This is a genomic window from Brucella sp. 22210, from assembly GCF_052045675.1.
In the GTDB taxonomy this organism is placed as follows: Bacteria; Pseudomonadota; Alphaproteobacteria; order Rhizobiales; family Rhizobiaceae; genus Brucella.
In genome coordinates this window covers 1-8,368 of the sequence record NZ_JBQEPD010000068.1, presented here as the reverse complement: position 1 = coordinate 8,368, position 8,368 = coordinate 1, and the positions used below count along the sequence as shown (strand labels likewise).

The following is an 8,368-nucleotide window of genomic DNA, read 5'->3' as shown; positions in this document are numbered from 1 at the left end:
TCGAACGGCGCGCCGAAACCCTCGACACGATTGCCGCCGTTTTGCCGATGAACCGGCGCGACATGCTGGCAGGCATTTTGACCGACGAGGATGTCGAGACACTGCGCCATCTGGTCAATGAAGGCATGGGCGAAAACACGCTGCGTGCGCTGACCTCGGATCTGGCCTATCTCGAAGCCTGGTCGCTGGCCGCAACCGGCAATCCCCTCCCCTTCCCGGCGCCCGAAGCCCTGTTGCTGAAATTCGTCGCCCATCATTTGTGGCGGCCACAGCAACGCGAGATCGAACCCGATCACGGCATGCCGGCCGGCGTGGAAGCGGAATTACGCCGAGGCGGATTTTTGCGCGTGTCGGGACCGCATGCGCCGGCGACCGTCCGCCGCCGTCTCGCCAACTGGTCGACGCTGACCCGCTGGCGCGGTCTGGAGGGTGCGTTCTCATCGCCTTCCGTGAAATCGGCAATCCGGCTTGCGGTGCGTGCCCTGAACCGGCCGCGCAGCCGCAAGAGTGCCAATGCTATTACCGGCGATATTCTGGGCAAGCTGCTGGCAACCTGTTCCGGCGAGGATCTCACCGCGCTTCGCGGCCGGGCCATGCTGATGGTAGCCTTTGCCTCAGGCGGGCGTCGTCGCAGCGAAGTCGCTGGCCTGCGCGTGGAACAGCTTGTCAAACAGGCCCCGGTCACCGATGTGGACGGCCCTCCCCTCCCCTCGCTCGGCATTCATCTCGGCCGCACCAAAACCAGTGGCGCCGATCAGGGTGAGATCGTCTATCTGACCGGACGGCCCGTCGAAGCCCTCACCCGCTGGCTGGAAACAGCCAGGATCGACAAGGGCAGTGTGTTTCGAAAAGTAGATCGCTGGGGCAACGTCTCTGCGCGAGCGCTTGAACCCAGCGCCGTCAACCGGATCGTCAAACAACGCGCGCAAATGGCAGGGCTTGATGCCACGGAATTCTCCGCCCACGGCCTGCGCTCCGGCTATCTCACCGAAGCCGCCAATCGTGGTATTCCCCTGCCTGAAGCCATGGAACAATCCCGCCATCGTTCCGTGCAGCAGGCGTCCGATTATTACAACAATGCCAAGCGGCGTAGCGGGCGAGCATCAAGGCTGCTGTAATGGGTAATGTGGTCGAATAGATCAAGGGACATAGTGATTAATTGTCAGTTGTTAAACGGTTGAGCAGGCATCTCTTAATATAATTAACGAAGGTTCGACATCGATTTAAACGGCAGTAGATTATTAGAACTGCACCACCAACCCCAGTATTGGCCCTTTTTGAACCACATCGTAAACGAAGCCATTGTGGCTATAGTCAACACCAAGTGTGCGATAGCCCGCAACAGCAGATAGATTATCCTTGAACTGATATCCAAGCATTCCGGCAATATCCCAATCGATCTTGGCTTGTCCCGCCCCCACGACGCCCCAACCACTGAAATAAAGAGCATTCGTCAGGAAGTACTTTCCGCGTATTCCGGCAACGGCATCAACCCATGCTGAGCTGTCGTGCCCGCTGTGACCGTCCAATAATCCACCATCAAATGAGATTTCCGTACTCGCGTACCAGACGCGCGCGCCTGTCACCACATCCAGTCGGCTTCTCCCTTCTTCAAGAAGGCTATAACCTCCGCCGAAGAAACCGGAGAACGTTTCGGATTGAATCTCGACGCTGTTGCTCAAAACACCATAAGGGGTTTGACCACCTGTCGATATTTTTGAATAAATGATATCGCTGAACAGACTATAGCGATCATAATGCCCTTCAATGGCACCCATGAACGAGAAATCGAGTTCTTTGAAGAGGTCCCCGAAATCAGATTTCATTTTTACGGGCGGCAAGCCAAATTGGCCCGCAGTGCCACTGATGCCAGCGGCCCAGAAATATGGACTTGCACTAAAATGCCAACTATTTGCTGTAGTCTCTTGTTCTGAAGACGCAGAGTATACAGGGGCTGCCGGAATATCGGCTGCGACGGCCTTATATTGACTCCCACTCAGAGCAGCCAGCGACATCGCGCAAAGTCTAAAATATCGCATTTTTCCCTCAAAGTTCCCCTTTAGTGATCAATTGATCGAAGAACGTTGTCATTGTGTTTGATCTGACAGCACCTGATCCTCAACGGCGCAATCAACTGTGGGGCTGCTTGCCGTTTCCAGTTCCTCGCGCGCTAGCTGGATGTCAGCGAGGAATTCGGAATTGCTATGCAATCTGGCAACCGTTGCTGCTCCCATGATGCGTCCGGCATCGACATCGCTTTGCCAATGCGCATTGCAGATCACCCGGCTCTGTCCAAAGGACAATCCTCGTTCCAGCAGACGGTCGGCTCGTTCTGGATTGACTTCAGCCAGCGTGAGTGCCCATGCCCAGCCCGCAGCAGTATGTCCGGACGGGTAGGATCCATCCTGGCGCAATACAGCTTCTTCGTCCGGCTGACAGGTGCCTTCATTGTGCACGACGAAAGGACGGGGTCTGTTATACTTGTTCTTGACACCGTAGGTTGAAAGCCCCGCATCGGTGAGAACACGCCGCATCAGTTTGTATAGATGGGGGGTCTTGTCTTCGCTGATGTCCACGCCGATGGCGCAGGAGAAATTCTTCGCAGGCTGCGGGAATTGCAAATCGGCATCTGTTCGGGCCAGCACCCAGCGCGCTTTCCCGCGTAGAGCGATTGCAGCCTCTCTTGCCGCCTCATCGCGCCCCAGCGCTGCGCTTCCCTCCGCTGGTGGGGCTCCCAGCAAAACAAGACTGTCCGGAAGCTCGCCTGATTGCAGATAACCCGGCGCCAGATTAAAATGCGGATCGGTTACTTTCGGTCCGGCAGAATTCTCTGCCATGGCGGAATTTTGCAATGGTCCAGAAAGCACGGCAGCGCTTACCAAGGCCACCCGACAGATATTTGAAAACATTTCCGTTTCCTCAAAAATGGTTCAGCCCATTCATCGGGCGCCCTCAGTCACGCGATGCGCAGATAGTCGATAGACAACTCCCCTCACCACTGTACAAAAGCGGCGGAGGAGCGCTGAAAGCCCATAGGACACTATGCTCACCGCTCTCTCGAACTGTTGAACTGACAGGTTCAGTTCAACCTTGGCTGGGCCTCGGGAAGCTTCCATTGGCCGCTAATAACCGATTGATCGGGACGATAGAGGCGCACGGTATAGTTCCAGCCATCCGCGACCGGCAGGCAGTTTGCGATTTTTCCATCACAGCCACCGAATTGCACCGTCACGGATCCATCTCCGCTCTTTTTTGCCGTGAGATTGTTAATCGAATAGGCGTTGTATTCGTTTTTCTCGAAAAAGCCGGCCGCGTTGTATGCGCTGACTGACCAGAAGGCTTTAACCGGAATGTCTTTTGGAATGTTAAGGGTGTAGACTGTCTTTCCGTCGTTTTTCTTTGGTGTAAAACTCGGATACATTGCATCCGTTTCCGGAATGCCGCCCCAGCCGGAAGCGGTCCCGATCAAATGACGGACCGGATCGACCTTGCCGCGCGCTCCAAAAGAATGGTCATATGACGACTGGTGTTTGGCCAGCGTCAGCAGTCCATTACGGATATCCGTGAGGCTTGCCTCATCCCAGTTCGGAAGTTCGAGCCGTCCCTTCTCCTTCTGGCTGACCTTGATGGCATCCTGAAGCTTGTGGACCTCATCGAGATCCTTGGGATCGTTAGGATCAACCAGTGTGCGGACAGCGACAAAGCCATAGCGTGTCCCGACCGATTCCTGCGTCAGCGTCACCGGCTTTGTACCATAGGCGACGATTGGCAGATAATGATCCTGATCGACGACCATCATTGACATGTAACGTGTGCCCGTCTCAGGCAGAGAGATCGTCACCGGTCCTGCAGCCAGATCAAACACAGCAAACGAATAAAGGGTGTCACGGTTCATGCGGATCACAGTTTGCTTATCGACCGCCACAGGCTCCCGTGAATGCTTAAACTGACCGAGAGCGCCGATATCCTTTACGTTCGCCGCCAGGTAATGGTCGGTCTCTGCCCGGATGAAACTGTCAATGGTGACTGGCACTTTACCGCCAGAGGTCTCTGCATATGCTCCACTCGTCCATGCAATCGAAGCAAATGCGAAACTGATCCCAACCCAACGGAACATGAATACCTCTTCATTCATTCAAACGAACAACTCGGTGCCCCTTCCGCAGAATGCGGCAGAGATCACGCTCGACACGGCCCGCAAGTTCATTTCCTGGCCAGCTGACACGGTCTTTTCAGATGGCTTCTAGCATGCGCAAGTTATCAATCTTGCCATTTCGTGCCATTCTTGTTCGATCGACTATTCCGGAAACAAGAACGTGAGGGTCGTGCGCAATCCCCACTCCGGAATACCAGCGGGGCCGTCGGCATAGTAACGTCCGCCTACCTGCAAGCTCATAGCCTGGTCTTTCACCTTGAAAACCTGAGTAGCACCGAGATTAATCGGCACGGTCCATTGCTTAGTTTCCCAGTCATAGGTCGAATCCACGCTGAGCGACACGGAACGGCCCTGACCAAGATTATAAGAAACAAACGGCTGTAAATAGCTTGCGCTCACGTTCTGCCTGTCCGACGGACCCGCAACGGACCAGATATGGTTACCCAATGCGCCAATAGTCCAAGCTTTTTCCTGGATAAGCGCAACCGTTGTCGGACCAAGTCCAAGTTTGCCGCTGCCGAGATAATCGCCGGTGGCGGTCGGCAAAAGGAACACGGGTCCCACGCCCCATATCAGACCGCCCGGACCTGCTTTTCTGGGAGACAGGAAAAAGCTGGCATTAATATCGCCCAAGCCGGTAACGCTGCCACCAGGCATGAAATCTTTATAGGTGATTGGTATAATCGTGCGCGATATGATGTTCCACTCATTGTTCAAACTGAATGGTATTACCGGCTGGATGTTAAGGCCATATGCAAAACCGTCCTTGTTGGCGCCAGTCCTGAAATCGAAGTTATTCTGCAAGGGGACACTTATCAGACTAGCGAGAGGATTTGCGAGCTGCTGTGAGAGATCATCGGCCGAGGATTGTGACCAAGCCGCGCCCGTAATAAACACAACAAAACCCGCGACCGAAACAATCACGGCACCGGATTGTTTTAGCTTACTGGAAGAGCATTTTATTCCCTGCATATCCGCCCCCTTGTACAAATGCTGATGCATCCAGATGCCCTGAAGTGGTCGCCGGACGAAATCTCATGGGGAGGTTTCTAGCAGGGGCCGACCCTTAGTCTTGCCATTTCGTGCCAGGGTTAGTCTGCCTGTGATACACCGGCCGAGTGTAGCTTTTCGGACTGCTCACGAAACTGCCGTGGCGTTACACCAGATACTCGGCGAAATGCTCGCGTGAAATGAGCGGGGTCGGAATAACCTGACGCAAAAGCGATGTCGATGATCTTCGCATTAGATTCACGAAGCAAATTGCTCGAGCGCTCAAATCTAACGGTGTCCAGGATATCTGAATATACAAAGCCGGCATTTGAGAGTTTGCGCTGGAATGTTCGGATGCTGACCCCCGCCATTTCCGCGATCTCGGCAAGCGTAGGAAGGCCAGCGTCTAGATAAGGCGGCAACATCAGCTTGAGAAGCTCCACGATATTATTGCCGGAAGGTCCGTTCTCCTGATCAGACACTGCATGAAAGGCAGCAGGCGCAAGATGGGGTAGACCAAGGCATGACACCGGTATGCTGATCCACGCCGCCTTTTGCTTGGAAAGAAAGCGCACATGGGGCCACAGGGACTGTGTCGCTTCACTCGGTGTATATTGAGCTTCGAAAGCCATTGCCGGTGGCATCCAGTTGGGGCCGATGAATTGCCGGACTATGTAGATCGAGAAAATATTCTGCAGCCATTGTGCATGCTCCAGATTTCTAAGCCCTTTTGCGACTGCGAGCTTGCTGCAAATCCGCACGTGATCGTTATCGTGTTCGATCCACATATTGAGGATCGTATCTTCCTTCGAAGCCTCGCTACACGCATGTCGCAGCGCCACGAGCAACGTTGGAGAATGAGCGATCAGCGCTCTAGTTTTCTCTCTCAAATGAGTAAAATGTAGTCTTTGGCTAGCCAGAAAGCCGAAATCTATTATCCCTTGAGAGCTTTGCGCCGCTTCAACAAACCGGATAGCTGGCACTAAGGGCACATAGTGATCATCCTTCGTTTCAAGAGCGGGTGGCAACAGGGACTTTTCCAAGAGCCTGCTCGTAGGCGCACCCAATTCATCAAGGATACCCATAAATGGAAGAAGAAACTGGCTGCGCGCTAAAGGAATGTTGGCCATTGAATCTCTTCACCCTTGCTGCGACCGGTGATTTCAGTCAAGAAACCCCACGAATTGCCACTTTTAGCTACCGGGTTGAGGCAACGATGGCACATGCGATCCAAGTTTGGTTGCTGACGATGACACCCGTTTAGCTACAGATCAATCTGCATGGTGTAGTTCCTCGTAAAATAGTCCACTAAAATCAATACCCCTCGAAATAAGAACTAAAGCGTTAAGAGATGTCTACCGGCGATTCTTGACTATTCGTCTGAACCGATTGACGGCTTTTCCCGGCATAATTGGCATACCATCGCCGATTGCGATTGAGATCGCGAGCATGCTTTATGGTTATCGGAGGTGAGCCATCTGCGGCATAAACATTGCCATCTTGGTCATTGATTGCTATATTCTCAGCCAAGAAAATGAGGAAAACACGATGTCCGAACCGCAACTGTCCGTGCGTTCCAGCAAAGCGCGCGCTCTGGCCCACGCTCTGGCCAAACGCACCGGCCAACCGATCAACAAACTCGTTGAGCGGGCGCTTGAGCGTTATGATCAGGAATTGCAGCAAAAAAGCAATCGCCACCCCCTCGATGCCGTTTGGGAACTCGCAGCCGAAGGCCGAAAAGATGTTCCGGCCGGTACTACTTCTGCGCATGACGATCTATACGACGAGAACGGACTGCCAAAGTGATAGCTGTCGATACCTCGGTTATAGTCGCAATCGTACTTGAAGAATCCGAAGCCGAAACATTCAAGACAGTTTTGCGCAAGGAATCCATTGTCATCGGTTGGCCCACTCTTTTCGAAATAAGGACGGTCCTCGCTGCAAAACGATTTTCCAATGCGGTGGATATTGTCAATCGCTTCATGGACGCGCCTAACATTACATCTGTCGCTTTCGATGAGAAATATTATCGAGCCGCTGAACAGGCCCTTGAACGCTACGGGAAAGGTCGCCACCCCGCCGGTCTGAACATGGGAGACTGTTTTTCCTACGCCGTAGCGACCATCAACAAAGCGCCGCTTCTTTTCAAGGGACTGGATTTCGGACAAACCGATCTCAAACTGCACCCTGAATCATCGACGGCATAACCATAATCGCGGATGCCTCCATCGAACGGCGCGCCGAAACCCTCGACACGATTGCCGCCGTTTTGCCGATGAACCGGCGCGACATGCTGGCAGGCATTTTGACCGACGAGGATGTCGAGACACTGCGCCATCTGGTCAATGAAGGCATGGGCGAAAACACGCTGCGTGCGCTGACCTCGGATCTGGCCTATCTCGAAGCCTGGTCGCTGGCCGCAACCGGCAATCCCCTCCCCTTCCCGGCGCCCGAAGCCCTGTTGCTGAAATTCGTCGCCCATCATTTGTGGCGGCCACAGCAACGCGAGATCGAACCCGATCACGGCATGCCGGCCGGCGTGGAAGCGGAATTACGCCGAGGCGGATTTTTGCGCGTGTCGGGACCGCATGCGCCGGCGACCGTCCGCCGCCGTCTCGCCAACTGGTCGACGCTGACCCGCTGGCGCGGTCTGGAGGGTGCGTTCTCATCGCCTTCCGTGAAATCGGCAATCCGGCTTGCGGTGCGTGCCCTGAACCGGCCGCGCAGCCGCAAGAGTGCCAATGCTATTACCGGCGATATTCTGGGCAAGCTGCTGGCAACCTGTTCCGGCGAGGATCTCACCGCGCTTCGCGGCCGGGCCATGCTGATGGTAGCCTTTGCCTCAGGCGGGCGTCGTCGCAGCGAAGTCGCTGGCCTGCGCGTGGAACAGCTTGTCAAACAGGCCCCGGTCACCGATGTGGACGGCCCTCCCCTCCCCTCGCTCGGCATTCATCTCGGCCGCACCAAAACCAGTGGCGCCGATCAGGGTGAGATCGTCTATCTGACCGGACGGCCCGTCGAAGCCCTCACCCGCTGGCTGGAAACAGCCAGGATCGACAAGGGCAGTGTGTTTCGAAAAGTAGATCGCTGGGGCAACGTCTCTGCGCGAGCGCTTGAACCCAGCGCCGTCAACCGGATCGTCAAACAACGCGCGCAAATGGCAGGGCTTGATGCCACGGAATTCTCCGCCCACGGCCTGCGCTCCGGCTATCTCACCGAAGC

Annotated in this window: 9 protein-coding genes; 4 read left to right on the top strand and 5 right to left on the bottom strand. The window is 54.9% G+C overall.

Annotated features, from left to right (window positions below; translation table 11 throughout):
• The coding region (locus tag ACTJKP_RS25575) for a site-specific integrase (RefSeq protein ID WP_440632682.1) at positions 1-1,118 on the top strand (1,118 nt) is incomplete at its 5' end.
• A 123-nt stretch (positions 1,119-1,241) separates the two neighbouring features.
• Here ACTJKP_RS25575 and ACTJKP_RS25570 read toward each other — a convergent pair.
• The 5 genes from ACTJKP_RS25570 to ACTJKP_RS25550 all read right to left on the bottom strand — a co-directional run bounded on the left by ACTJKP_RS25570 (position 1,242) and on the right by ACTJKP_RS25550 (position 6,276).
• Positions 1,242-2,015 (bottom strand): hypothetical protein, encoded by a 774-nt coding sequence (locus ACTJKP_RS25570; protein ID WP_440632681.1) that lies wholly within the window; start codon positions 2,013-2,015, stop codon positions 1,242-1,244.
• 72 nt (positions 2,016-2,087) lie between these two features.
• Positions 2,088-2,837 carry an acid phosphatase gene (locus tag ACTJKP_RS25565; RefSeq protein WP_440632680.1) on the bottom strand — a complete coding sequence of 250 codons (750 nt, stop codon included), beginning with the start codon at positions 2,835-2,837 and terminating at the stop codon, positions 2,088-2,090.
• A 242-nt stretch (positions 2,838-3,079) separates the two neighbouring features.
• A complete protein-coding gene (locus tag ACTJKP_RS25560; RefSeq protein ID WP_440632679.1) occupies positions 3,080-4,117 on the bottom strand; it encodes a DUF1254 domain-containing protein in 1,038 nt (345 codons plus the stop codon).
• A gap of 180 nt (positions 4,118-4,297) precedes the next feature.
• Positions 4,298-5,158 carry a transporter gene (locus ACTJKP_RS25555; protein ID WP_440632678.1) on the bottom strand — a complete coding sequence of 287 codons (861 nt, stop codon included), beginning with the start codon at positions 5,156-5,158 and terminating at the stop codon, positions 4,298-4,300.
• Positions 5,159-5,247: 89 nt separating this feature from the next.
• Entirely contained in the window at positions 5,248-6,276 is a 1,029-nt protein-coding gene (locus tag ACTJKP_RS25550) for a helix-turn-helix transcriptional regulator (protein WP_440632677.1), read from the bottom strand.
• 418 nt (positions 6,277-6,694) lie between these two features.
• On the opposite strand from ACTJKP_RS25550, the gene ACTJKP_RS25545 reads away from it, so the two are divergent.
• From ACTJKP_RS25545 to ACTJKP_RS25535, 3 genes are all read left to right on the top strand, one after another.
• Positions 6,695-6,952, top strand: coding sequence for a type II toxin-antitoxin system VapB family antitoxin (locus tag ACTJKP_RS25545; protein ID WP_440632676.1), 258 nt, complete (start codon positions 6,695-6,697; stop codon positions 6,950-6,952).
• A complete protein-coding gene (locus ACTJKP_RS25540; protein WP_440632675.1) occupies positions 6,949-7,353 on the top strand; it encodes a type II toxin-antitoxin system VapC family toxin in 405 nt (134 codons plus the stop codon). Before ACTJKP_RS25545 ends, ACTJKP_RS25540 begins: the two co-directional genes overlap by 4 nt.
• Positions 7,354-7,421: 68 nt before the next feature.
• Positions 7,422-8,368, top strand: a 947-nt coding sequence (locus tag ACTJKP_RS25535; RefSeq protein WP_440632674.1) for a tyrosine-type recombinase/integrase, incomplete at its 3' end; no start/stop codon positions are given.

What these genes read in the sequence shown, in the direction of transcription:
- ACTJKP_RS25570 (WP_440632681.1), bottom strand. Translation starts at nt 2,015, where the DNA reads ATGTCGCTGGCTGCTCTGAGTGGGAGTCAATATAAGGCCGTCGCAGCC.
- ACTJKP_RS25565 (WP_440632680.1), bottom strand. Translation starts at nt 2,837, where the DNA reads ATGGCAGAGAATTCTGCCGGACCGAAAGTAACCGATCCGCATTTTAAT.
- ACTJKP_RS25560 (WP_440632679.1), bottom strand. Translation starts at nt 4,117, where the DNA reads ATGTTCCGTTGGGTTGGGATCAGTTTCGCATTTGCTTCGATTGCATGG.
- ACTJKP_RS25555 (WP_440632678.1), bottom strand. Translation starts at nt 5,158, where the DNA reads ATGCATCAGCATTTGTACAAGGGGGCGGATATGCAGGGAATAAAATGC.
- ACTJKP_RS25550 (WP_440632677.1), bottom strand. Translation starts at nt 6,276, where the DNA reads ATGGCCAACATTCCTTTAGCGCGCAGCCAGTTTCTTCTTCCATTTATG.
- ACTJKP_RS25545 (WP_440632676.1), top strand. Translation starts at nt 6,695, where the DNA reads ATGTCCGAACCGCAACTGTCCGTGCGTTCCAGCAAAGCGCGCGCTCTG.